The 24,622-nt window shown below is 34.9% G+C and carries 21 protein-coding genes, 2 pseudogenes, 1 riboswitch and 1 other annotated feature; of the genes and pseudogenes, 17 read left to right on the forward strand and 6 right to left on the reverse strand.

What is annotated here, in order from left to right; translation table 11 throughout:
- The first annotated feature begins 38 nt into the window (after window positions 1-38).
- Window positions 39-3,245 carry a DEAD/DEAH box helicase gene (locus DN389_RS04790; protein ID WP_098191236.1) on the forward strand — a complete coding sequence of 1,069 codons (3,207 nt, stop codon included), beginning with the start codon at window positions 39-41 and terminating at the stop codon, window positions 3,243-3,245.
- Between the two features lie 95 nt (window positions 3,246-3,340).
- Here the strand turns inward: DN389_RS04790 and DN389_RS04795 are convergent, their stop codons facing one another.
- Window positions 3,341-3,475, reverse strand: a complete 135-nt coding sequence (locus DN389_RS04795; protein ID WP_000047588.1) for a DUF3934 domain-containing protein — start codon at window positions 3,473-3,475, stop codon at window positions 3,341-3,343.
- 405 nt (window positions 3,476-3,880) lie between these two features.
- Window positions 3,881-4,139: a binding site (T-box leader), on the forward strand.
- 70 nt (window positions 4,140-4,209) lie between these two features.
- Between DN389_RS04795 and asnA the strand changes: the two genes are divergently transcribed.
- The 4 genes and pseudogenes from asnA (at window position 4,210) to DN389_RS04815 (ending at window position 6,997) form a co-directional block, all read left to right on the forward strand.
- Window positions 4,210-5,193: an aspartate--ammonia ligase gene (gene asnA / locus DN389_RS04800; protein ID WP_000284898.1), complete on the forward strand. Its 984-nt coding sequence runs from the start codon at window positions 4,210-4,212 to the stop codon at window positions 5,191-5,193.
- Window positions 5,194-5,329: 136 nt separating this feature from the next.
- Window positions 5,330-5,443, forward strand: coding sequence for a helix-turn-helix transcriptional regulator (locus DN389_RS04805; RefSeq protein ID WP_088092057.1), 114 nt, complete (start codon window positions 5,330-5,332; stop codon window positions 5,441-5,443).
- An 83-nt stretch (window positions 5,444-5,526) separates the two neighbouring features.
- A pseudogene (locus DN389_RS04810) lies at window positions 5,527-5,766 on the forward strand (helix-turn-helix domain-containing protein); the annotation flags it as partial.
- Window positions 5,767-5,884: 118 nt separating this feature from the next.
- Window positions 5,885-6,997, forward strand: a complete 1,113-nt coding sequence (locus DN389_RS04815; RefSeq protein ID WP_060489895.1) for an RNA-guided endonuclease TnpB family protein — start codon at window positions 5,885-5,887, stop codon at window positions 6,995-6,997.
- 377 nt (window positions 6,998-7,374) lie between these two features.
- On the opposite strand, the gene DN389_RS04820 is transcribed toward DN389_RS04815, so the two are convergent.
- Window positions 7,375-7,827, reverse strand: a complete 453-nt coding sequence (locus DN389_RS04820) for a VOC family protein (protein WP_061676617.1) — start codon at window positions 7,825-7,827, stop codon at window positions 7,375-7,377.
- Window positions 7,828-8,173: 346 nt separating this feature from the next.
- Window positions 8,174-9,403, reverse strand: coding sequence for an aspartate kinase (locus DN389_RS04825; protein WP_149236862.1), 1,230 nt, complete (start codon window positions 9,401-9,403; stop codon window positions 8,174-8,176).
- A gap of 199 nt (window positions 9,404-9,602) precedes the next feature.
- Window positions 9,603-9,789: riboswitch (Lysine riboswitch) on the reverse strand.
- A 191-nt stretch (window positions 9,790-9,980) separates the two neighbouring features.
- Here DN389_RS04825 and DN389_RS04835 point away from each other — a divergent pair.
- The 3 genes from DN389_RS04835 to DN389_RS04845 are packed head-to-tail and all read left to right on the forward strand — an operon-like array spanning window position 9,981 to window position 13,135.
- Complete coding sequence (locus tag DN389_RS04835; RefSeq protein WP_149236863.1) at window positions 9,981-10,889, forward strand: DoxX-like family protein; 909 nt, start codon at window positions 9,981-9,983, stop codon at window positions 10,887-10,889.
- Between the two features lie 3 nt (window positions 10,890-10,892).
- Entirely contained in the window at window positions 10,893-11,504 is a 612-nt protein-coding gene (locus DN389_RS04840; RefSeq protein ID WP_046959052.1) for a DUF4166 domain-containing protein, read from the forward strand.
- A gap of 5 nt (window positions 11,505-11,509) precedes the next feature.
- Window positions 11,510-13,135 carry a YndJ family protein gene (locus DN389_RS04845; RefSeq protein WP_149236864.1) on the forward strand — a complete coding sequence of 542 codons (1,626 nt, stop codon included), beginning with the start codon at window positions 11,510-11,512 and terminating at the stop codon, window positions 13,133-13,135.
- 27 nt (window positions 13,136-13,162) lie between these two features.
- Here DN389_RS04845 and DN389_RS04850 read toward each other — a convergent pair whose 3' ends face one another.
- Complete coding sequence (locus DN389_RS04850; protein ID WP_149236865.1) at window positions 13,163-13,648, reverse strand: 8-oxo-dGTP diphosphatase; 486 nt, start codon at window positions 13,646-13,648, stop codon at window positions 13,163-13,165.
- A 137-nt stretch (window positions 13,649-13,785) separates the two neighbouring features.
- Here DN389_RS04850 and DN389_RS04855 point away from each other — a divergent pair, with 137 nt between their 5' ends.
- Together DN389_RS04855 and DN389_RS04860 are read left to right on the forward strand one after the other, a co-directional pair.
- Entirely contained in the window at window positions 13,786-15,048 is a 1,263-nt protein-coding gene (locus tag DN389_RS04855; protein ID WP_088121824.1) for an MFS transporter, read from the forward strand.
- A 28-nt stretch (window positions 15,049-15,076) separates the two neighbouring features.
- Complete coding sequence (locus DN389_RS04860) at window positions 15,077-15,355, forward strand: hypothetical protein (protein ID WP_088121825.1); 279 nt, start codon at window positions 15,077-15,079, stop codon at window positions 15,353-15,355.
- 19 nt (window positions 15,356-15,374) lie between these two features.
- On the opposite strand, the gene DN389_RS04865 is transcribed toward DN389_RS04860, so the two are convergent.
- The gene (locus DN389_RS04865) at window positions 15,375-15,839 is read right to left on the reverse strand and encodes a hypothetical protein (RefSeq protein WP_098191350.1); all 465 of its coding nucleotides are present in this window, start codon (window positions 15,837-15,839) and stop codon (window positions 15,375-15,377) included.
- A gap of 110 nt (window positions 15,840-15,949) precedes the next feature.
- Here DN389_RS04865 and DN389_RS04870 point away from each other — a divergent pair.
- The 5 genes and pseudogenes from DN389_RS04870 to DN389_RS04890 form a co-directional block, all read left to right on the forward strand.
- A pseudogene (locus tag DN389_RS04870) lies at window positions 15,950-16,127 on the forward strand (carbon starvation CstA family protein); the annotation flags it as partial.
- 89 nt (window positions 16,128-16,216) lie between these two features.
- Window positions 16,217-17,029 carry a polyphosphate kinase 2 family protein gene (locus tag DN389_RS04875; protein WP_098191351.1) on the forward strand — a complete coding sequence of 271 codons (813 nt, stop codon included), beginning with the start codon at window positions 16,217-16,219 and terminating at the stop codon, window positions 17,027-17,029.
- 228 nt (window positions 17,030-17,257) lie between these two features.
- A complete protein-coding gene (locus DN389_RS04880; protein WP_060489914.1) occupies window positions 17,258-17,797 on the forward strand; it encodes a PadR family transcriptional regulator in 540 nt (179 codons plus the stop codon).
- 36 nt (window positions 17,798-17,833) lie between these two features.
- Window positions 17,834-19,582: an MFS transporter gene (locus DN389_RS04885; RefSeq protein ID WP_149236866.1), complete on the forward strand. Its 1,749-nt coding sequence runs from the start codon at window positions 17,834-17,836 to the stop codon at window positions 19,580-19,582.
- Window positions 19,583-19,787: 205 nt separating this feature from the next.
- Window positions 19,788-21,056: an MFS transporter gene (locus tag DN389_RS04890; RefSeq protein ID WP_000883332.1), complete on the forward strand. Its 1,269-nt coding sequence runs from the start codon at window positions 19,788-19,790 to the stop codon at window positions 21,054-21,056.
- Between the two features lie 87 nt (window positions 21,057-21,143).
- Here the strand turns inward: DN389_RS04890 and DN389_RS04895 are convergent, their stop codons facing one another.
- On the reverse strand, window positions 21,144-22,127 hold the full coding sequence (locus tag DN389_RS04895) for a ketoacyl-ACP synthase III (RefSeq protein WP_060489920.1): 984 nt from the start codon (window positions 22,125-22,127) through the stop codon (window positions 21,144-21,146).
- A 180-nt stretch (window positions 22,128-22,307) separates the two neighbouring features.
- On the opposite strand from DN389_RS04895, the gene DN389_RS04900 reads away from it, so the two are divergent.
- A complete protein-coding gene (locus tag DN389_RS04900) occupies window positions 22,308-22,862 on the forward strand; it encodes a cobalamin biosynthesis protein CbiN (protein WP_098191352.1) in 555 nt (184 codons plus the stop codon).
- Between the two features lie 484 nt (window positions 22,863-23,346).
- Window positions 23,347-24,606, forward strand: coding sequence for a GTPase HflX (hflX, locus tag DN389_RS04905; protein ID WP_098191353.1), 1,260 nt, complete (start codon window positions 23,347-23,349; stop codon window positions 24,604-24,606).
- Window positions 24,607-24,622: the final 16 nt, after the last annotated feature.

The following is a 24,622-nucleotide window of genomic DNA, read 5'->3' on the forward strand; positions in this document are numbered from 1 at the left end:
AAGAGAAAATGGTTTTACATTAAGGAAGTGTCAAAACAATGAGTTTTACATTAAATAAATCGATTATTAAAGAAGTATGCGGAGAGACCTCATATAAAAGAGGCGAAGCTTATTATAAAGCAAATAAAGTAATTGTGAATCATTATGATGAAACGAAAGAAATTTGTGAGGCGACGGTAAAAGGGAATGAAGATTTTCATGTTACAGTAGAAAAAGCTAAAAAAGGTGATGTAGTTGCGAGATGTAGTTGTCCTTCATTAGCGTCTTTTCAAACGTACTGTCAACATGTTGCAGCCGTCCTTATACAAATAAATTATAACCAGCAAACGGGTGTGATGCTCCCTGCTAGTAGTGAAAATATGAGCGGAAATGATCAATTAACGAGCGGGATGTTTCAGTTGTTTGCAGCCAAACCACTTAGGCCCAAAAGTAAACAACACCGTTTTGATATACGTGAAATATTAGATGTTGCTTTTATATGTTCACCAGTGGCTACGAAAAGTGGTGGGGCCCTTCTTGGAATTCAGTTAAAACTTGCGAAAACATATTTTATAAATCATATTAGAGAATTTCTTTCTAAAGTGGAAAAAAGAGAGGCTTTTCATTGTTCTAATGAATTTACATACACACCAGATGTACATAGCTTCAGGCAAGAAACGGATGCGGTTATTCAGCAGCTTATTAAAATGTATCATAATGAAAAAATGTATGAAGATGCGTTAGAAGTACATGCGAAACAAGATGAAAGTATGATATTCATACCGCCAGCTTCTTGGAAAGATATGCTCTCTTCACTTTCTAAAGTTGAGTATGTACAGCTGAAACAAAATGAACAACAGTTTCAGGGCTTACAAATTTCAAACGGTTTATTGCCATTACATTTTGAGTTTACGAAAGGAAATAATGGTGGATTCACACTTCATATAGACGGCCTAAATCTTGTTCAAGTTATGGAAATGTATAACAACGCTCTTTACGATGGGAAATTATATCATTTACCTATGGAAGATTGTATGCGACTTATTGAATTACAAAAGATGATGAGTCGCTCAAATAGCAATCAGTTTTATATTCCTGAAAGTAAGATGGAACATTTCGTAGCCAAAGTTGTGCCAGGATTAATGAAACTTGGAACGGTACGAATTGATGAAGTAATATCAGATCGTGTTGAAACGCCGTCGCTAAAAGCAAAACTGTATTTAGATCGAGTGAAAAATCGTTTGTTAGCAGGTCTTGAATTTCATTATGGAAACGTCATGATCAATCCGTTAGAAGAAGACGGACAGCCGTCTGTTTTTAATCGTGATGAGAAAAAGGAAAAAGAGATTTTAGACATTATGAGTGAAAGTGCCTTCGCGAAAACAGAAGGTGGTTACTTTATGCATAATGAAGAGGCTGAGTATAACTTTTTATATCACGTCGTTCCGTCGTTAAAAGGCTTAGTTGATATTTATGCGACGACAGCAATTAAATTACGCATTCATAAAGGCGATACCGCACCTCTTATTAGAGTGAGAAGAAAAGAAAGAATTGATTGGTTATCATTTCGTTTTGATATAAAAGGAATACCGGAAGCGGAAATTAAAGGTGTGTTAGTGGCTCTGGAAGAGAAACGCAAATATTACCGATTAGCGAATGGTTCTTTATTATCACTAGAGAGCAAAGAATTTAATGAAATTAATCAGTTTGTAAAAGAATCGGGTATTCGGAAAGAGTTTTTACACGGAGAAGAAGTGAACGTTCCGCTTATCCGGAGTGTAAAATGGATGAACGGACTTCACGAAGGTAATGTTTTAAGTTTAGATGAGTCTGTTCAAGATTTAGTAGAAAGCATTCAAAATCCGAAAAAATTAAAGTTTACAGTGCCGCAAACTTTAAATGCTGTAATGAGAGAGTATCAAGTATACGGATTTGAGTGGATGAAAACACTCGCCTATTACCGTTTTGGCGGTATTTTAGCAGATGATATGGGACTTGGAAAAACGCTGCAAAGTATTGCTTACATAGATTCTGTGTTGCCTGAAATTCGAGAAAAGAAACTACCTATATTAGTCGTTTCACCGTCCTCTCTCGTTTACAATTGGTTTAGTGAATTGAAAAAATTCGCCCCGCATATTAGAGCGGTTATTGCAGATGGAAATCAAACAGAGCGGCGAAAAATATTAAAAGACATAGTGGAATTTGATGTCGTAATTACGTCATATCCATTACTGAGAAGAGATATAAGATCGTATGCGAGGCCGTTTCATACACTGTTTCTTGATGAAGCACAGGCGTTTAAAAATCCTACAACCCAAACTGCAAAAGCAGTGAAAACAATTCAAGCTGAATTTCGTTTCGGGCTAACGGGAACGCCTGTAGAAAATTCATTAGAAGAGCTATGGTCTATCTTCCATGTCGTATTTCCGGAATTATTACCAGGAAGAAAAGAATTCGGTGATTTAAGGCGCGAAGATATAGCGAAGCGCGTAAAACCTTTCGTATTAAGACGATTAAAAGAAGACGTATTACAGGAGCTTCCAGATAAAATAGAGCACTTACAGTCATCGGAGTTATTACCAGATCAAAAGAGACTTTATGCTGCTTATTTAGCGAAATTAAGGGAAGAAACGTTAAAACATTTAGATAAAGATACGTTACGTAAAAATAAAATTAGAATTTTAGCTGGCTTAACGAGATTGCGACAAATTTGTAATCATCCGGCTTTATTCGTTGATGATTATAAGGGTAGTTCAGCTAAATTTGAACAACTATTAGAGATACTAGAGGAATGCAGAAGTACTGGTAAGAGAATTTTAATCTTTTCTCAATTTACGAAGATGCTGTCTATTATTGGTCGTGAGTTAAATCGTCAAGCGATTCCATACTTTTATTTAGACGGGAGTACACCATCACAAGAACGTGTAGAGCTATGTAATCGGTTTAACGAGGGGGAAGGGGATCTATTTCTCATTTCTTTAAAAGCTGGTGGTACGGGTCTTAACTTAACGGGTGCCGATACGGTTATATTATACGATTTATGGTGGAATCCAGCTGTTGAACAACAAGCAGCTGATAGAGCATATCGAATGGGACAAAAAAATACAGTACAAGTTATAAAATTAGTAGCCCACGGAACAATTGAGGAAAAAATGCATGAACTGCAAGAGAGTAAGAAAAATTTAATCGCTGAAGTGATTGAGCCAGGAGAAGAGAAATTATCATCAATCACGGAGGAAGAAATACGAGATATTTTAATGATTTAATATAAAAAGCTATGCTTTCACATGTATGAGAGCATAGCTTTTTTAGTGTAATAATTATAATTTGTTTTGAACAAAGTAAAGAGATAATACAGAATTTATTTTTTAGTCCCTTTACTTTTATATGGCTTGGCAGCTGCCTTTTTCTTTGCACTTGATTGCCAACGATTCCATCCTTTACTTCCTGTACCTTGCCCTACACCTTTTTTCGGTTTTGCTTTCGTTTTACTCATATGATCACTCCGTTATATAAAAATCTTATTTGATAATAGTCAATGATTTAGAACATACTCTTTATAAATGACTATGATTGCTTTAAGTAAAAATAAACTGCTTGAATGTTATAGTATAACACGAATTTGCAAGTAAACTGAAAGGAATTACAAAGAAAATGAAAATAATACGAAATACTGCGGATTCTATATTTCGAACGATTACATTACTTGTTGTGTATATGTTAGTTTCGGTTAGTGAAACGTTTTTTGGATTGACAAGACAAAAGAAGTGAAGACGTTATATTGAAAACAATCAATAAAGCCGTAAAATAAAGAATTGAAAAATATTTTTAAATTTTTGTTGACTTTCTTTATTTTTTGTATAGAATAATCATTAATAAAATGTTTCAGAGATGTGACAACAAAACGACTATGAAAGGACGAGTAGTAGTAGGAAGTAGTTTAAGCGAGTCAGGGGTGGTGTGAGCCTGATACGAAGCCTATTATGAAGAACCTCCTGGAGTTGCTAACCGAAATCCTTTACAGGAAAGTAGACTTAGCCGGGAACTTCGCCGTTACAAGAAGAACAGTATCGAGATATTTCATCTCCGTATTGTATAAGTGAGCAACCTCTGTTGCTAATTTGGGTGGTACCGCGGAACCAAAGTCTTTCGTCCCAGTTTTTTGGGAAAGAAGGGCTTTTTTTGTTGGCTTCTTTTCACAACATCCAAACATTTTAGGAGGAAACCACCATGTATCAATCATTAATGACAGTAAGAGAGACTCAAATCGCAATTAAGGAAGTTAAAACATTTTTCGAGGATCAATTAGCAAAACGCCTTGAACTATTCCGCGTGTCTGCACCATTATTCGTAACGAAAAAATCAGGATTAAACGATCATTTAAACGGTGTAGAACGTCCAATTGAATTTGATATGTTACATTCAGGAGAAGAATTAGAAATTGTTCACTCACTAGCGAAGTGGAAAAGATTCGCATTACATGAATACGGATATGAAGCTGGTGAAGGTTTATATACAAACATGAACGCGATTCGTCGTGATGAAGAACTTGATGCAACACATTCCATTTACGTTGACCAATGGGATTGGGAAAAAATCGTTCAAAAAGAATGGCGTACTGTAGATTACTTGCAAGAAACAGTACAAACAATTTATGGAATATTCAAAGATTTAGAAGACCACTTATTTGAAAAGTATCCGTTCCTTGGAAAGTATTTACCAGAAGAAATTGTTTTCATCACTTCCCAAGAACTAGAAGATAAATATCCAGAATTAACACCGAAAGATCGTGAACATGCAATTGCGAAAGAACACGGTGCAGTCTTTATTATCGGAATTGGTGATGCACTTCGTTCAGGTGAAAAGCATGATGGACGCGCAGCTGATTATGATGATTGGAAATTAAACGGTGACATTTTATTCTGGCACCCAGTATTACAATCTTCATTCGAATTATCATCAATGGGAATTCGTGTTGATAGTAAATCACTTGATGAGCAGTTAACGAAAACAGGTGAAGACTTCAAACGTGAGTACGATTTCCATAAAGGTATTTTAGAAGACGTACTACCGTTAACAATTGGCGGTGGTATTGGACAATCAAGAATGTGCATGTACTTCTTACGTAAAGCACATATTGGTGAAGTTCAATCTTCTGTATGGCCTGACGATTTACGTGAAGCTTGCAAGAAAGAAAACATTCATCTGTTTTAATAGAAGAGAGAGGATAGCTCAAAGAGTTATTCTCTCTTTTTTATTGTGTAAACGAATGGTTTACAGTGGATTTTACCAATAGTTTCTTTCTTTTTTATCTCCTATTATGTCATAATTTGTTAAAGAAGGGGACGTTATGAGCTTAGGACAACAACTTAAAAGATTACGAGAGTCAAAAGGGTTTTCGCAGGAAGATGTTGCTAAAAAGATTGGTATAACGAGGCAAGCGGTATATAAAGTGAAACTTTAATCAGTGGGCGATTTATCCTACTGATTATTAGTTGAACCAATCGGGCTTTTATAGGCAGTTAATCGCATCTGGCTGCCTTGTTTGTGCTTAAAAGCTTTGATGAGATTTACTGCCTGTTAAAGCGGGGTAAGTGGGAAAATGATAAAAGTTGCCCTGATATTGAAAATTTGATTTTATTGAGTGAAATGTATAATGTTACGCTCGATGAGTTAATAAAAGGGAACCAAAATTTGAAAGAGAAAATACATATTGATGAAGATGAGGATTTTGAGAAAGAGAATGAGTTTGGTTTTCCTATTTATTTCGCCTCTGATATAATCAGTCTTATAAGAGTGGAATTTTGGTATAACAATGAAAATAGAAAATAATCTTGTAGTGTTCAGGTTGTGTGATCACCGTCATAGCTTATGGAAAATGAAGCGGAAAATGAGGTGAATGGATATGCCAAAGCAGAATAAGGCGTATAAATTTCGTCTGTATCCAACAGAAGAACAAGCACATCTTATACGAAAAACATTCGGGTGTGTACGTTTTGTGTATAACAAAATGTTAGTTGAACGAAAAGAAGTATATGAAAAATATAAAGAGAACAAGGAAGAACTAAAGAAAGAAAAATTCCCTACTCCTGCGAAATATAAGACAGAGTATGAATGGTTGAAAGAAGTTGATTCATTGGCATTGGCCAACGCGCAATTAAACTTGCAAACTGCGTATAAGAATTTTTTTAGTGGGCAAAGTGATTTCCCTACATTCAAAAGTAAAAAAAGTAGAAAATCCTATACAACGAATCGAGTAAACGGAAATATTATGTTATTTCATGGTTATATCAAATTACCAAAGTTGAAAATGGTAAAACTGAAGCAACATAGAGAAATCCCACCAAAACATATCATCAAATCGTGTACGATTTCGATGACACCTACTGGTAAATACTATGTGTCCGTCTTGACTGAATATGAAAAAGAGATTGTACAAAAAGAAGTACAAAGTGTAGTTGGATTAGACTTCGCAATGGCTGAATTGTATGTGAGTAGCGAAGATGAGAAAGCCAATTATCCTCGCTTTTATCGTCAGATGTTAGAGAAATTAGCGAAGGCACAACGAGTATTAGCAAGACGTGTGAAAGGTTCAGAGCGCTGGAATAAACAACGTATTCGTGTAGCGAAATTGCATGAAAAGGTCGCCAATCAACGTGAAAATTTTCTTCATCATAAGTCTAAAGAATTAGCTACGAGTTTTGACGTTGTAGCAATCGAAGACTTACATATGAAAGGAATGTCACGAGCATTTAGATTTGGTAAGAGTGTAGCGGATAACAGTTGGAGGATGTTCACGACATTTTTAGCATATAAGCTACAAGAACAAGGAAAACAGCTTGTAAAAATAGATAAATGGTTTCCTTCTACAAAGATGTGTAGTAATTGTGGAAATAAAAAAGAAATGCCGTTATGTGAACGCACGTATGCGTGTTTGTGTGGACTCACAATTGGCCGTGATTATAATGCAGCGATCAATATCAAAAAGGAAGCCATCCGCTTATTAGTGTTGGCATAAATAGTAATAAAATAACCTTTGGAACAAGGGAGTTAGCTCGGCTGTCCTAGGACAAATTCGTTAGCTATCAAAAGTAGCGATGAACCGAGAAGCCCCTACTTCAAGTAAGCTCGTAAGAGATACTAAGTGGTGGGTAGTTCACAAGAAAAGATATATATGATAAGAAGTGAGAAGAGTCGGTTATATTTCCTAGGAAAGAGTATAACAAGTAATTGAATTGTTTTATAATGATTTCGGGATGTTGATAGTATGTTAAAAAGTTCAAACAAGCATAACCCCGCTCTAAAGCTAGGACGGGGTTCAAAATCTAAGTTTTATTAAGCGTAAAGTTCTTTCAAATATTTTTACTTCAGTAAAGACTTCTAATAAAACATTACTTATTTGTTACCGAGTTCTTCCGCTAAACCAATTAAAATTCCTTCGGTTCCACGAATGTAGCAGAGTCGATACGAGTTCTCATACTGAACTACTTCACCAACGAGCTGAGCACCATGTTTAGTCAGTCTGGATACCATTTCGTCAATGTCCTCAACGGTGAACATGACGCGTAAATAACCGAGGGCATTTACAGGAGCTGTCCGATGATCTGCAATAGTAGGGGGGGTGAGAAATCGCGAAAGTTCAATTCGGCTATGGCCATCTGGCGTAACCATCATAGCAATTTCTACGCACTGAGAACCGAGTCCAGTTACGCGACCAGCCCATTCACCTTCGACAGTAGCTCGCCCTTCGAGTTTTAATCCAATCTCTTCGAAGAAAGAGATTGCGTTATCAAGAGATTCTACAACGATGCTGACATTATCCATTCTTAGTAATTTGTTGTTTGCCATAGTCTTTATCTCCTTATATGTATAAATTTATTATCTAATTATCCTCATAATTATACTAAAATCTCTTCTAAACAAAAAACACCTTGTTACAGTGTAGGAAAATGTGACAAGGTGTTTTCGGGCATAGTATATAAAATCTTGTTAACGAATAACACTTCGTAAACCCTTTACTATTGAAATATGCGAGAACTTTATTTCGTGAATGCTATCATTTTAAGAATTTGATAATGTAGTTTCAATTCGATAATATAACTTCGACTTTCCCGCAAAATAGTCCTATCCTGTTTCTATTTATATAGGAAAGAAATAGATTTATATAATTTGTTTTAAGTTTTACTAGTGGAAATTAACTCATCTGCACTAAAGGCTCAATTTTCGCCATAAATGATTGATGCAGTGCCTCAACACCTGCTACTAAATGAAGGCGATCAATAACGACAGACACTTTAATTTCTGATGTACTTACCATTTTAATATGAATATCTTCTTCTTTTAAAGTAGTGAACATATTCGCAGCAACACCGGGATTAGAGACCATACCAGATCCTACAATTGATACTTTTGCTAAATGATTTTCATATTCTACAGATTCATATTGTAATGTTTCTTGATGTTGTTCTAATACCTCTAATGTTTCTTTTAAATCATTAGAATGGATTGAGAAGGAGAGATGAACAGTTCCTTCATTTGTAATACTTTGAATGATGATATCTACATTAATATGTGCCGCTGCTAATGTAGAGAAAACTGTTGAAAGTGCACCTTGTTCTAATCCTTTCATTGTGACGCGTGTAATATTATCTTCAAATGCAATACCTTTAACGATTGATTGTTGTTCCATGTTACATTCTCCTTTTACAATTGTTCCGTTTTCTCGTTCCATACTTGAGCGAACTTCTAACATGACATTGTGATTTTTAGCAAACTCAACAGCACGCGGATGTAATACACCAGCACCGAGATTTGCAAGTTCCAACATTTCATCATAAGAAATTTCATCTAATTTATAAGCATTTTTTACAACTCGTGGGTCCGTCGAATAAACACCGGTCACATCCGTGTAAATATCACATTTTTTTGCTTTCAGTGCAGCAGCTAATGCAACAGCAGTTGTATCAGAACCACCGCGGCCAAGTGTTGTAATTTCATGCTTTTCACTAACTCCTTGGAAGCCAGCTACAATAACAATCGTGCCTTCAGTAAGATAAGACTGAATTCGATCAGTATTAATTTCAGTAATCCGTGCACTACTATGTACAGATTCTGTCGTAATACCAGCTTGCCATCCAGTTAATGAAGTCGCGTTATAGCCTTTTGCTTGTAGTGCCATCGTTAATAATGAAATAGTCACTTGCTCTCCTGTTGATAGAAGCATATCCATTTCGCGTTTACTCGGATTTTCTGAAATCACGTTAGCAAGTGCTACGAGTTCATCTGTGCTTTTTCCCATTGCTGAAACGACAGAGACGATGCTATGCCCTCGTTCATATTCTTCAATAATTAAATTTGCTACATGTTGAATGCGCTCAACGCTTCCAACAGAAGTGCCACCAAATTTTTGTACAATCGTTTCCATTACGAATTCCTTCTTTCATCCATTTTTAAGAATAGATTAGGACATATATAGATCCCAATATTCCTGTAGTTACCAGAGAAAAACAAAAAACACCATCTCAAATAAGTGAGGATGGTGCTGTTACAGGAAAAGGGAAACAGAAAACGGAGCTAATAAAAAAACCGCCAAAAAAGGAATACCATAAAAATGATATCTCTTTTTTGTAGATAGCTCTTCATACATACACTGCTGTACATATGACAGTTCTGTTTCTATTCGAAAACAGCCCCAATCGATAAATGCAGAGAAAATTATCGATTTCGGCAATACTTCCTTTCATCTAATTTCATAGACATCTCTGTGTCTCCATTAGAATAATCATAAGTATCGCAACCTCTATCTCACGTTTTAGGCGAGAGTGTTTAATTTATGAAGTTGTTGGTAACATTTGTTTTATAATAATTTAAATTTTTCGGGGAATCAAGTGTTTTGTATAAATTTTAAAAATTCTTTCTTTTCTTGAAGTAGTTTGTGAAAACTGTAGCAAAATAAATTCATTGCATGTACATTAAATTTATAGTGCATAGGAGGTGGAAGAATGAAGGGGAAAAAGCCTATTTATGTTTCGGCAGAAATGAACACAACAATGGAAAAATTATGGGGATATACACAGGAACCAGATATACATACAGAATGGGATGCTCGCTTTACTGAAATTTCGTATTTAGAGAAAAAAGAAGGAGAACCGCAGAAGTTTTTATATAAAACTAAAATTGGATTTGGACTTGAAATAGTTGGTGAAGGGGAATCGATAGGAGAAATAAGAAAAGAAACGGGTGAACGGATTTCTTCTTTAAAATTTTGGACAGATAATAAATTATCACTTATTCAAATAGGGCGTGGTTATTGGAAGTATACACCGCGTAAAGAACACATTCATTTTGAGACGCAATATGATTACGATACGAGGTTCGGTCGTATAGGAAATGTAATAGATTTCTATATGTTTCGTCCGTTATTAGGCTGGGGGACTGCTTGGAGTTTTGATGCTTTGAAATTATGGTTAGAAAAGGGACTTCATCCGAGATTGCTAATTAGAAGAACAATGACATATTGGCTCGTATGTTTTTTGTTTGCTTTTGTATGGATGTATCAAGGAATAGTGCCGAAACTAGTGTTTACTCATTCAGAAGAAGTAAAAATGCTATCTGTGATAATTGGTTCAACGGAATATAGTATTTTTGTACTTAAAATAATTGGATTATTAGAAATTATTTTTGGTGTCATATGGCTGTTGTCATTTCCAAAACGAAAAGTATTTATCGTACATATTTTTATGTTAATAGCCTTAACGATAGCGGCGGGTTTTACGAATATCGTAAGCTTTACAGAGCCGTTTAATCCAATTACATTAAACGTTCTACTTATGGGGTTATCGATTGTCGGTTATATAAATAGTTCTGATTTACCGAGTGCAAAAAATTGCAAGAGGAAGAGAAAGGAATAATGTATGGCTAATATTTATGAAAGACTATTAGGGGATTCTTATAAAAAACTTCATCCGAAATTACAGAAACGCTATGAGATCACGGAAGAAAATAGCTTTACTGGAGAAGGAAAGATGGATGAAATTTACGGAGGTTCTTTTTTCGTAAAATTGATATTAAAAATTGCATCGAAGTTTCGAATGTTTTTCTCTGAACGGGGGAAGGAAGTGCCATTTACAATACATAATACAGCTGAGCGAGATGAACATGGAAATGAACTTGTGCGGTGGAATCGTACTTTTTATTTTCATAATAAGAAAAGATACTTTAACGCTGTTATGCAGTTGGATGAAGAGAATAATGAAATTGTAGATTGTTTTGGTGAGCCACATTTACTCGTTTCTACATTGAATTTTTATATTGATGAAAAAGGCGGGATGCATATCTCTTCAAAGAAACAATGGTTTTTTATGTTTGGAAGAAAAGTACCGTTACCTAGGTTTTTATACGGAGACGCCAAAATTGTAGAAAGTTATGATGAAACACTACAATGTTTTCGAATTCATGTACAAGTGCGCAATGTATTAATTGGTTCATTATTTTCATATAAGGGAACATTTGTGGAGAGGAAATAAGTGATATGAAAAATATAATAGTTGGGATAGCTTGTTATATTATTTTTCTAATATGTGAGTGGTCAAATGTAAACCCAGTTGAAGCAATTATTTTATTATCTATTTTGTTATTTATACCGATGTCATTTTGCATCATTGATAAGAAAACAAGAAATGGATCATATGTATTATTTTATAAATTTGTATCGCTGTTATATCCAATCGCAGCAATTAGTGCAATGCTAGCTTTCGTAACAAATCACTATTTCTTTGCGTTACTTTGGTTTGTATATACAGGAATTGTTGCGTTATTTGGTGTAGGTAGATTACTAGAAAGAGGATGGAAACCGTTAGAAGAGACAGCTATCGATAGTGCGTTTATGTATTTATTTTTAGGTGGTTTCTGGTTTTTTGCTTCTGTAGCAAAGTTTTCCATTATGCACTTTAGTTCCGACATTGTTTTGCTTACAGCTGCACACTTTCATTATTCGGCATTTCTATTGCCGTTATCAGCTGGTTTAATTGGGAGGAAAAGAGAAAAGAGAAGTAAAGTATATGATGCTATTATGTTTGTCATCGTCATTTCACCTATGACAGTTGCAATAGGAATTACGTACTCAAGAGTATTTGAATTTTTTGCAGTGTTCCTATATTTATGCGCTATTTATAGTTATGGGATTTATGTTTGGCGTACGAAATTTAATGCTATTAGTGCAAAGGTTCTTCTGGTCATATCGTCTAGTACACTCATGGTAACAATTATGTTTTCGCTTATATATTCATATGGGAATTTGAAACATGTAATGACGATTACAATTGGTCAAATGGTTTGGATTCACGGTGTTGTCAATGGAATTGGAGTAGCGTTACCCGCATTTGTCGGCTGGATGATTGAAAAGACTGCTCCGAATTATAAATATTACGGGAAACCAATGAGCAGGTTAAGAGGAAATACGACAGTTGGTGAAGCATTTTTACATAACAGAAGTTTAATAGATAGCAAGGAATACAAAGGTTTAGTTGATAATATGAACGATTTCCATAGTGAGGGATTTGACATGGCAAAGATTCCTTTAAGTATTACTCGTTTTTATGAAAATACAAAAGAGTATGAGTTACAATCGCATATTAAGTGGGCTCGTTGGTTTCGTCCGGTTGCATTTTGCTATGAGAAAATGAGTAAGTGTGTAGGACAAATACATTTAGGAATGGGCGGTAAGTGGGAAACGATGCATGGCTCTATCGTTGGGATAATAGATGAGAAAGATGGAAGGGAGAATGTAAGGGCTTGGCTAAGAAAAAATGAAGCAGGAGAATCTATTTTTGTAGCTCTTTACTCAAAGCACACATATAAGAGCGAGACATATATGAATATTGCATTACCTTTACCATATTCGAATATGACGGGGGTTTTAAAATTATGTAATAAGAGTAATGATTTAATCATTACTAGTAAGCTGAGAAGAAACGGTAAAGGAGATGAGGGGATTTATTTACATACTCGTTTCTTTACAATTCGTTTACCGTTAGCAGAGACTTTTATTATAAAGGAGAACACGAATCACATATTAAAAGCTAACCATAGAATGTGGATATTTGGAGTTAAGTTTTTAGAAATTGATTATGAGATTAAGAAAATAGAAGGAAAGTAAAAAAAGCTTGGAGAGATACCAAGCTTTTTACGTATGCGTAATTGTCATAGCAACTTGTTTATTTAAGTCCCGATCCCAAACACGTTGAATTTCAAACGTACCTTTTTCAAAAAATAATGGGAATCTCTCTTTAAACCAATTTTGCATAGGAAGATTTAGTGCTGTATCGATTGCTACCCATAATAATTCGCCTTCAGGAGGATTCAAAAGGAGTTCACCTTCAAATGAATCTGTCCAATAGTTAAATACCATATATCGAACATTTTCTTTCGGATTTACGTATTCATCTAATCCTTTAAAAGTTAAATTTGAAACAAGTAATCCAGTTTCTTCTTTTACTTCTCGTTTAGCAGCTTGAACGATACTTTCTGGGAAATCTACTTTTCCGCCAGGAGCGATGTAGCCAGGAAAACCTCGATGATTGGGGCGTTTTATAAGTAAAACTTCATTATTTCGTTGGATCATACACATTGTATAGATGCGGTGCTCGATGTTATGAGAATTTTGAGGCATAACAATGTATTCTCCTTTATATTTATTTTGATAATTTTACCATAACATAATGGTTTCTTATATAATTAAAAAAGAATATTAGGAATTTTTGGTGATATATTATAAAGTCTATAATCATTTGAAAAGAGGAGAGAGAAATGCAAGGGGAAGTACAAAGAGAAAAAGCTTTGGGGTATGTTGGTAAATTATTGTTGCCAGTTAGAGTATCACGGCATTTTAAGTTTTTGTGGATTGGACAATTGCTTTCAACTTTAGGGAGTTCTATAACGATGGTAATTTTACCAGTCGTTGTGTATTCATTAACAGGTTCAACAGTTGTAATGGGAATGACGATGGCAATGTACATGCTACCAAATATTCTTGCTTTACCGTTTGCAGGTTTAGTTGTAGATCGAATTGACCGAGTAAAATTAATGTTATTTACAGACATAATCCGCTGTATATTGATGCTATTACTTGCATCGCTTATATTGATGGATTTATTAACAATTACAATTTTATATGTACTCGTTGCCTTTTACGGACTTATGGAAGGCATATTTCAGCCAGCGTATTCAGCTGTAAGAGCAAAAGTATTTGTACCAGAAATTCGAAACGCAGCTAATGCATTAACACAAATGAGTAATCAAGGTATTCGATTAATTGGACCGGCACTTGGAGGATTAATCGTATCAGTTGCATCTGCTGGAATAGGGTTTGGATTAGATGCGGTAACGTATTTGTTATCATTTTTTTGTTTATTATTTTTAAGTGAAATAAAGTTTAAAAAAGTAAAACCCATTGAAAAGAGAAAGGTCGATTACAAACAAGAGTTTATGGAAGGTATTTTAGTGTTAAAAAGTCATCCGTGGCTATGGATTACAATTTTGGTTTTTTCTTTCGTAAACATTTGTTATGCCGGCATTATCGTCGTATTAATTCCATGGTTATTTAATGTTCATCATCATTTTGAAGCTTACGTGTACGGATTAGGAATGGCATCCTCTGGTGTTGGAGCTGTAATTGCCGCGCTAATATTTGGCGGTAGGGAACGATGGCATAAGCGGGGATTACTTGCCTATGGTGGTGTTTTAATAAGTGGTTGTGCGCTATTAATAATGCCGTTTATTACTTGGGCACCTGCTTTAATTGGATTAATGGCAATTGAAGGGTTTGGTATGATGATATTTGGACTCATTTGGGAAACAAGTTTACAAGAGCTTGTGCCAGAAGAAGCATTTGGAAGAGTGGCAAGCCTTGATATGTTAGGTTCATTTGCTTTATTACCACTAGGTTATGTGGTTGTAGGCTGGTTAGCTACTGTCATAGGTGGCGAGATAACGATTATAACACTAGCTATTTTAGTACTTGTAACAATTGGAATAGCGTTATGTGTAACAAGTATTCGACGATTTGATTGATGATATAAGGGAAGGGGGAACGACTTATATGATTATAGAAAACTTGAAAGATATAGTAGTAAAGGAGTTGGCCAACAAATATATTTTGCAAGAAAAGGTCTTTGAAGCAAAAAAATTCACAGTCTATATCGCCACCCATAGAGAAAATAAGCTAACATATAACCAACTAGTATTAATAAAACATCTTTGTAACGAAAAGCCTTCCGTACATATTTGGGACAAGAAAATTAGTACGGAAGCAACAGAACTAGAAATCACAGAAGAAGTGACGGAAGCGATTCAATCTGGTTTTGTAAATGAAGAATAAGCCCTAATTAAATTAGGGCTTATTCTTCATTAAACACAAATGTTTGTTTCATTTGTTCCCCCTCATTTACCGGATGACCGTTGTATGAGAAATTTTTTTCTTCCCAAGTAATGACGACTTTAAAATTATGGCTATTAAAGTCTAAAGGGAATACGATGTAGTCAAAGCTTGTCTGACTTTTTGAAACGTTGTTATGTAATGTAGTAGGATTAAAAGTAGCTTTAGAGGTAGGAGTGTTATCAACTATTTCTACAGCTACGTTTGACACGTCATTACCGATGTTTTTTACGAGTAAGCGATATGTATCGTATACACCCTGTTTTGGCTGCGCTGCTTGCTTGTTTGCGTTATGGGATTTATCAATTTCGATATACCACTGTTTAGACTTTGATTCAATTGGTAGTGAGTGAAATGTGTATGCACTAGCTTGTATTGGTAGTGCTAAACAGACTAGTGTAAAGAGAGAAAGTATTTTTCGTTTCATCTTTAAAGTACTCCCATTCTGTAACGAATTTATTTGTTATTATCTTCTTTTTTTGAGAAGGTATACCATAATTCAATTGTAAAAAATATAGTCTCTCTTTGTGAATAAGATGGATATATTTCTCTTGGGCTAACCAATTGCCTGCAGCAATTGCGTTATGGATTGGAACGGTTGTATTTATTCATAAAAGGAAAGGTGTATGTTGCTTCCTTAATTCCGGCAATCTTTATGACGCTCATGACAGTCGTTTATATCTTAACTGCTATATTTTTTATGAAAGCTGTGTAGAGATTTTTCTACACAGTTTTTTCTAATGTGAAAAATTTTCCAATAATATGTTAAAATAACATTGTCATACAACAAGGGGGATTTGTTTTATGGAAAATGGATATCTTGCTAAAGTGGATTTAATGAAAAGAATAGAATCGAAATCTAAGTATAATAAGAAACTTGAAAAATACCAAAGACGTTTATTAGCACTGCAGCAAATTGTAAAAGAAGAAAAAATTGCGGTTATGCTCGTTATGGAAGGTTGGGACGCAGCTGGAAAAGGCGGAGCGATTAAGCGAGTGACGGAACATCTTGATCCGCGCGGGTTTCAAGTAAATCCAATTGGAGCACCAGCACCTCATGAAAAACGGTACCATTACTTGCAACGTTTCTGGCGGAAACTACCTCAGTATGGGCAAATTACTATTTTTGATCGCTCATGGTACGGCCGTGTGTTAGTTGAGCGTGTTGAAGGCTTTGCTACAAAGGAAGAGTGGACGAGAGCGTATGATGAGATTAATGATTTTGAAAAACTATTAACAGATGATCATTATATAATCGGGAAGTTCTTCTATCATATTAGTAAAGATGAACAATTAAAGAGGTTTAAAGATAGAGAGAACAATCCTTTAAAAAGATGGAAAATTACAGACGAAGATTGGCGTAACCGTGAAAAGTGGGACGAGTATGTTGAAGCAATGGAAGACATGTTTGAAAAAACAAATAAGCTAAATGCGAAATGGCATATTATTGAAAGCAATGATAAATTATACGCACGTTTGAAAACATTGAAAGTGATTATTGCATTGATTGAGGATTACCTTTTAGAACATAATATAGAATTAACTTCGTATTATTATGAAATGAAAGAGGGTAAGACAGAAGGTTTTGAAGCTAATCAAGATGAAGTTGTAAAATAGTACAAAGTTTGTATATGAAATATAAAGTAGAGCCACCCTGTAATTTTAGATAATAAAATTACAGGGTGTTTTTATTTAGAAACATTTTACAATTAACAGAATGAGGTATATAATCAATAATCATATGTTAATATGAATTTTGATTATATAAGAATGAGGTATATAATCAATAATCATATTAACATTGTTAATATGATTATTGATTATATACAGTATGGAGGTTTTATTTTGAAGGGAAGAGATGTTGTTTTAGGCTTGTTAATGGGAAAAGAAATGTCTGGTTATGATATTAAAATTGTGTTTGAAGACGTATTTACTCATTTCTTTGATGGGAGTTTTGGAATGATTTACCCGACGTTACGACAGTTGGAAAAAGAGGGGAAAATAAAGAAAGAGGTTATTATGCAAGAAGGAAAACCGAATAAGAAAATGTACTTTATTACAGATGAAGGGCGTGAAGAGTTTTATCAGTACATGCAAACAGATGTAGAGAAAGATGTTTTACGTTCAGATTTTTTAATGAGGATGTATTTTGGTAATTATAGCGATGACAAGGCAATAAAAAAATGGATTGAGGACGAAATTGAAAGGAAAGAGGTATACATTGCGGATCTTCGTTTGAAATATGAAAAGTGGAGAGAAGGTATTACTTTTGTTGAGGAAATTTCACTCGATGTAGGTATTGCATCGTATAGTGCTCAAGTAGAGACATTGAAAAGAAAACTAGAGCAACTAGAAGTAAAAAAACACAATAAAACGGAAGAATGAAAAACACGTTCATAATAAATAAAGGGGTAGATGAACATGGAGCAATCAAAGGGTATTAAGATTGTCTTTTTAATGTGCTTAGGTATATTTCTTTGTATGATCGATACGACAATTATGAATATAGCTTTACCAGCGATACAAACGAGTGTAAATACTTCATTAGAAAAGATGTCTTGGATATTAAATGTTTATACGATGACGATTGCAGTACTAGCCATTCCACTAGGACGGATAGCTGATATTTTTGGGAAAGCAAAGATGTATATTCTTGGTTTGATAATTTTTGGTGGTGGATCAGTACTTTGTGCTTTTGCTAATACGGGCGATTTTCTTATCTTTGCTCGTTTTATACAAAGTATTGGCGCAGCAATTTTATTTCCGACAAGTATGGTAATTGGTGTATCTGCAATGCCATTAGCAAAGAGGCATGTTGCACTTGCAATTTTAGGAGTAACACAAGGACTATCAGCTGCGATGGGACCAGTAATAGGTGGAATTATTACACAACATCTCGGTTGGAGATGGGTGTTCTTCGTAAATGTTCCAATTTGTATTCTTGGAATCATTTTATGCTGCGTTATGCTGCAAATAAAAAATGAAGAACGTATTATTTCAAAAATAGATTGGGTAGGACTACTATTAAGTAGCACAGCAATTTTTTCTTTTACTCTCATATTAGTAAAAGGCAATACATGGGGATGGCAAAGTAATATTGCTTTGTCTTGTTATGCAATTAGCACTATTTCTTTTATTCTATTTGTTTTAGTAGAACGAAAGATTCATAATCCAATGGTGAATTTAAAGTTATTTCAAGATCGAATGTTTGTCGGAGCGTCTATCGTTATCATATTAAGTAATTTATTTTTAATTGGAGTTACTGTATTGCTTCCGACGTTCTTGACGAAAATACAAGGCCGAACGGAAATTGAAGCAGCTTTTTTAGTGACACCTATTTCAGCAATGATATTTTTTGTCTCACCAGTTGCAGCAACTTTAATTAAAAAACTCGGAAAGGTAACTATTATTTTGTCAGGCTTTCTTGTTATGGGCTTATCTTATTATTGGTTGCAAATGATTGATGTTAATTCAACAAATATAGAAATTATTATTCCATGTATGATATTAGGTGTTGGGTATGGTTTAGTAGTAGGTCCAATTACAGTTTTAAGTGCTTCTTCGTTTGAAGGGGAATTATTAACTGCTTCTCAAAGTGTTGTCTCAATGTTGCGGCAAGTAGGAATTGTATTAGCAGTTGCAATATTTGTATCTAACTTAACGCACAATTTAGCTGTAAATAAAGAGAATGTATATCGTTATGCAGAAAAAAAAGTGCATAATATTCATGTGGATAGCTCACAGCAAGCTGAAATACTACAAGTAACAAAAGAAAAAATAGAGAACCAAAGTATAGAACCAAGTGTAGAAAAGCATCAAAATAAAACATTTGTAGGGTTAAATAAAGAGAAAAAAGATGCATTAATTCACCAAAAAGTGGATGAAGTATTAAGAGGAATTCCAGTAGAATATAGAGAGGTAAAAAGAGAAGAAGTTATGAATCAAGTGACAAAAGAAGTTGAAAAACAAGAGGAAAGTATAAAGAAAGAGGTACTCGCATTTTCGAATGATGTGAATCACTATGCTCAAAATCAGATGGCAATGAGTTTTACAGATTTATATAAAGTAAGTGTGCCGATTATCTTAGTTTTTGCGTTAGTAAGTTTGTTATTTTGGGAAGGAAAGGCTTTGAGTAAAGGGAGAAGGAAAAGGGTAGTAGAGGAAGCGTAAAAAAACAGGCTAATAGCAGCCTGTTTTTTTATTGTTTTCTCCTTGCATATTGTAAATAGTAGTATTTTTAATATAGCATGAGATAAGTAGTCTATGGTTAGTAAGTTTTTAGAATGAAAAAAACGAATAGAAAATGTCGTTGTATATGTAATGTAAAACATAATACATTAACAAGGGGATTTTATTTCAAAGGGAGGATGAGGAATTGTTAGATGAGGCGGGGGCTTTAAAAAGTAATCACATATATACAGAAGAAGACCAACAAAAATTATACAAACGAACATTAATAATCGTCAGCATCTCACAAATGTTCGGCGGAGCAGGGTTAGCTGCTGGAATTACAGTAGGTGCACTTCTTGCGCAGCAAATGCTTGGGACAGATGCATATGCAGGATTACCAGCTGCTATGTTTACAATGGGATCTGCGGTAGCGGCTTTCTTTGTTGGGAAGTTATCACAAAAACATGGTCGCCGCATAGGGCTTGCAGGAGGTTTTATAGTAGGTGGACTAGGGGCTATTGGAGTTGTGGTGGCAGCTTTAACAAATAGTATTATTCTTTTACTAGTTTCTTTACTTATATATGGCGCGGGCACAGCTACGAATTTACAAGCGCGTTATGCTGGAACGGATTTAGCGAATAAGAAGCAAAGAGCAACTGCTATTAGTATTACGATGGTAATGACGACTTTTGGTGCAGTCGCAGGTCCAAATTTAGTAGGTGTAATGGGAAGGTTTGCTCATTCAATTGGAATTCCTGAACTTGCTGGTCCGTTCATATTATCGGCAGCAGCATTTATACTAGCTGGTCTTGTTCTATTTGTTATGCTTCGTCCAGATCCGTTACTTATTGCTAATATGATAGAAACATATAAACAAGAGCATACATATAAAGGGCAAGCAGTAATAGAAGAAGCGACAGAAAATAAACGAGGTATTACTGTTGGAGCTATTGTAATGATACTTACACAAATCGTGATGGTTGCGATTATGACGATGACTCCAGTTCATATGGGGCATCACGGTCATGGATTAAGTGCAGTAGGACTTGTGATTGGTTTTCATGTAGGTGCAATGTATCTTCCATCTCTCGTTACAGGAATGTTAATTGATAAAATTGGAAGAACTACGATGAGTATAGCTGGCGGAGTAATTTTACTAGCAGCAGGTGTCATAGCTGCAATAGCGCCGAGTGATTCTTTAATACTATTAATTGTTGCTTTATCTTTACTTGGATTAGGATGGAACCTCGGTTTAATAAGTGGAACGGCTCAAATTGTTGATGCAACTATACCTTCCACACGTGCAAAAACACAAGGGAAAATAGATGTGTTTATTGCGCTAGCTGGAGCTTCAGGCGGAGCGATGTCAGGTATGGTAGTGGCGAATTCAAGTTATGCGGCATTGTCATTAGCTGGAGGAGTTTTAGCTTTCATGCTTATTCCTGTTGTGATATGGGCTCGGACAGGTAAATAAAATTAAGAGAGTAGAAGCAGCGTTCAAAGTGGGGTAACCAATCTTTGGATGCTGCTTTTTTGTAGTTAGTTGTATAAAAGAAAAATGTTAGTTTAAATCCCACTCCACAATAAGGCCTAAATGCGTAAGACCACCGCCAAATCCGTATAGTAAAAGTGTGTCTCCGTTATTTAATTTTCCTTCTTTCCTAGCTAAGTCCAGAGCGAGTGGAATGGAAGCCGAAGATGTATTTCCCATGTGTTTTACACTTGTTAAAGTTTTTTGAATTGGAATTTCGGTTTTCTCACAAATAGATTCAATCATTCGTAAGTTAACACTGTGTGGTATGAACCAGTCTATATCATCTATTTGCATATTTGCGGTATGTAATAGTTCTTTTATACCTGCTGGCACTGTACGAGTTGCCCATTTATATACTTCTCTCCCGTTTTGAACGATTTTTTCATTTGTTTGCAGTGGCGTACCATTCATAGTAGTAGATAAGTTTGTTCGGTATAGATGAATACCACCGTGCCCATTTGTTCCCATATGAGCAGCGACAAAGCTTGGTTTGTTTTCATCTCTTTCTAATAAAATAGCTCCAGCACCATCGCCAAATAAAATGCAAGTCGTTCTATCGGTGTAATCAGTAACTTTAGATAATGTCTCTGTCGCTACGACAAGTACTTTTTCGTGTGATCCAGAAGTGATTAAGCTATTACCAACGTGCAGACCATATGTGAAACCAGCGCAAGTTGCATTTAAATCAAATGCTATTGTATGAGGTATGTTGAAGTGTTGTTGTATTTGACATGCGACACTAGGAAAAACATAGTCAGCGGTTGTTGTAGCGACGATGATACAGTCTATATCTTCTAAGTTCTTTTTAAAAGTTGTACATAAATTTTCAATTGCTTTAATGGCTAAGTGTGAGGAGTATTCGTCTTCGCTCGCGATTCGTCTTTCCTTCATTCCTGTTCTTTGTACAATCCATTCATCATTCGTATCAATCATTTTCTCTAAATCGTTATTAGATAATATTTGATTTGGAACATAAGTACCAATTGCAGTAATACGAGATTTAGAATTCATAGGAACATCTCCTAACTTATTTTATAACCTGATACTATTATCAGGTTATAAAAATGTCAATAAAGACTTTTATTGTATTGAAACGAAAAAGCTTAACTTACTATGAAGGAATTTGGCGAGTGTTGTAAAAAATAATATACGATAAGTTTTTAAAATTGATAATGAAGAGAGTTGGGCTCTTTGAAAAGAATTTTGTATATATTGCCTGTTGTCATTATTTGTAGCTTTATTCTTATTATTTTTCCAGGGAAATCTTATGCTTGTGATTGTATTAACGTATCAGCAGAAGATGCATTTCAAAAAAACGATGTAGTATTTGAGGGGAAGATAATTGGGGTTGGAAGGAAAGAAGGGGTTGAGATTGAAGTATTATTTGAAGTGAAGAAAATTTGGAAAGGGACAACTTCTTCGCAACTTATTGTATATACAAATGGTGGTGATTGTGTATTTCACTTTGTAGAAGGAGGAGAGTATTTAGTATATTCTTCTCAAAGAGGATCAGAAAAACAATTACACACACATAGTTGTAGTGGAACGAAGAGATTAGATGAGGCAGGGGCGGAGAAAGTGGCTTTAAGTCAAATTGCAAAAGAGTCTATTCCGACGAAGAAAGTCGATTTAAAAGGGAAGATGGTCAGCGGTTTCAGTTGGTGGCAAGTTGTTACCCTTTCTATAGGTCTGTTACTGATAGTAGCTTTTGTGATTTTTAGTGTAAGAAGAATGCGCAAAAAATGACGATTAAAGTAAATATATAAAGAATTTCTTTCTGTTTCTATAGGTGGTTTAATCTTGTGAAAGCGAATTACTTATGCTACACTTTATGTAACTTAAAATGAACGGAGGGGGCTTCCTTTGATCTTAATCAGATTACGTCTCAATACTTTGTGCCAATAATTGAATAGCGCTCAAAGGCTCTGTCTGTGTGCAGAGTGAACGGGATTGGTCTGCCTATTTTAAAGGAACCCTTTATTAAGCTTATATGTGAAAAAGAGGGAGGGACGAATACGCCCTCTTTTTGTTTTGCCTTTATAAATAGAATGGGATCGTATAGGTGAACACTTATTGTGGATGCGTATATGATTTTGGGACTTATTGACTATGAGATAGGATGAAAGTATAGCTTTCTCCTATTTCTTTGGTGAACCCTTATCCGTTTACGAAAACACAGGCAGTAACCTGTGTTTTTTATTTTACGTAATCGAAATGGAGGAATAAATATATGGAAGAATTATTACAAAGAGCAGTTTTAGTTGGAGTAAATTTAGGTAATGAAGATGATTTTGCATATTCAATGGAAGAGCTAGCGAATCTTGCAGAAGCTTGTGATGTAGAGGTAATTGGGCAAGTGACGCAAAATTTACAACGAGTAAATCCGTCCCATTATATTGGAAAAGGAAAGATTGAAGAAGTAGCAGCCTATGTAAATGAAGTAGATGCGAATATGGTAATCTTTAATGACGAATTATCTCCTTCTCAAATTCGAAATTTAGAAGCAGATTTAGATTGTAAAGTAATTGACCGTACTATATTAATTTTAGATATTTTTGCGCAACGTGCGAAAACGAAAGAAGCACAGTTGCAAGTAGAGGTAGCGCATCTTCAGTATATGATGCCACGTTTAATCGGTCTTCGTGAATCGTTAGGAAGACAAAGCGGCGGAGTTGGTACGAAAAATAAAGGTGTCGGTGAGAAGAAATTAGAGTTAGATCGTCGTAAAATTGAAGAACAGATTTCAGTTTTAAATAAAGATCTAGAAGCACTTGTTGCCCAGCGTCAAACGCAGCGAAAGCAACGTAAGAAAAATGAAGTACCAGTTGTAGCATTAGTAGGCTATACGAACGCCGGAAAGTCAACGACAATGAATGCAATGCTTGAAATTTACAATGGTACAGAAGAAAAACAAGTATTTGAAAAAGATATGTTATTCGCGACGCTAGAAACATCTGTGCGAAATATTGATTTGCCAGATAACAAATCATTTTTATTAACAGATACAGTTGGATTTGTAAGTAAATTACCACATCACCTTGTGAAAGCATTCCGTTCAACGTTAGAAGAAGTAGCGGAAGCAGACTTACTTATTCACGTTGTAGATTACGCAAATCCAAATTATGAACAGTTAATTGATATTACAAATGAAACGTTAAAGAAAATTGGAGTAGAAAATATCCCAACCATTTATGCTTATAACAAATCAGATATGGTAGATGTTGAAATTCCGAAAGTACAAGAAGACCGCGTTTATTTATCAGCGAAGAAACATGTTGGAATGGAAGAACTTGTAGAAATGATTCGCTCACACATTTATAAGGAGTATACGAAGTGTGAAATGTTAATCCCGTATGATCAAGGGCAGGTAGTTTCTTATTTCAATAATAATGCGCACGTTTTATCTACGAGTTATGAAAACGAAGGTACAAAACTAGAAGTAGAATGTAAGACGAGTGATTACGAAAAGTATAAGCGTTTTGCAATTTAATAAAGAAGGCGATCCT

This window comes from Bacillus sp. AY3-1 (assembly GCF_008368785.1).
GTDB lineage: Bacteria > Bacillota > Bacilli > Bacillales > Bacillaceae_G > Bacillus_A > Bacillus_A wiedmannii.

Bases quoted from the DNA above. Each gene is read 5' to 3' on its own strand.
- DN389_RS04790 (WP_098191236.1), top strand. From the start codon at position 39: ATGAGTTTTACATTAAATAAATCGATTATTAAAGAAGTATGCGGAGAG.
- DN389_RS04795 (WP_000047588.1), bottom strand. From the start codon at position 3,475: ATGAGTAAAACGAAAGCAAAACCGAAAAAAGGTGTAGGGCAAGGTACA.
- asnA (WP_000284898.1), top strand. From the start codon at position 4,210: ATGTATCAATCATTAATGACAGTAAGAGAGACTCAAATCGCAATTAAG.
- DN389_RS04805 (WP_088092057.1), top strand. From the start codon at position 5,330: ATGAGCTTAGGACAACAACTTAAAAGATTACGAGAGTCAAAAGGGTTT.
- DN389_RS04815 (WP_060489895.1), top strand. From the start codon at position 5,885: ATGCCAAAGCAGAATAAGGCGTATAAATTTCGTCTGTATCCAACAGAA.
- DN389_RS04820 (WP_061676617.1), bottom strand. From the start codon at position 7,827: ATGGCAAACAACAAATTACTAAGAATGGATAATGTCAGCATCGTTGTA.
- DN389_RS04825 (WP_149236862.1), bottom strand. From the start codon at position 9,403: ATGGAAACGATTGTACAAAAATTTGGTGGCACTTCTGTTGGAAGCGTT.
- DN389_RS04835 (WP_149236863.1), top strand. From the start codon at position 9,981: ATGAAGGGGAAAAAGCCTATTTATGTTTCGGCAGAAATGAACACAACA.
- DN389_RS04840 (WP_046959052.1), top strand. From the start codon at position 10,893: ATGGCTAATATTTATGAAAGACTATTAGGGGATTCTTATAAAAAACTT.
- DN389_RS04845 (WP_149236864.1), top strand. From the start codon at position 11,510: ATGAAAAATATAATAGTTGGGATAGCTTGTTATATTATTTTTCTAATA.
- DN389_RS04850 (WP_149236865.1), bottom strand. From the start codon at position 13,648: ATGCCTCAAAATTCTCATAACATCGAGCACCGCATCTATACAATGTGT.
- DN389_RS04855 (WP_088121824.1), top strand. From the start codon at position 13,786: ATGCAAGGGGAAGTACAAAGAGAAAAAGCTTTGGGGTATGTTGGTAAA.
- DN389_RS04860 (WP_088121825.1), top strand. From the start codon at position 15,077: ATGATTATAGAAAACTTGAAAGATATAGTAGTAAAGGAGTTGGCCAAC.
- DN389_RS04865 (WP_098191350.1), bottom strand. From the start codon at position 15,839: ATGAAACGAAAAATACTTTCTCTCTTTACACTAGTCTGTTTAGCACTA.
- DN389_RS04875 (WP_098191351.1), top strand. From the start codon at position 16,217: ATGGAAAATGGATATCTTGCTAAAGTGGATTTAATGAAAAGAATAGAA.
- DN389_RS04885 (WP_149236866.1), top strand. From the start codon at position 17,834: ATGGAGCAATCAAAGGGTATTAAGATTGTCTTTTTAATGTGCTTAGGT.
- DN389_RS04895 (WP_060489920.1), bottom strand. From the start codon at position 22,127: ATGAATTCTAAATCTCGTATTACTGCAATTGGTACTTATGTTCCAAAT.
- hflX (WP_098191353.1), top strand. From the start codon at position 23,347: ATGGAAGAATTATTACAAAGAGCAGTTTTAGTTGGAGTAAATTTAGGT.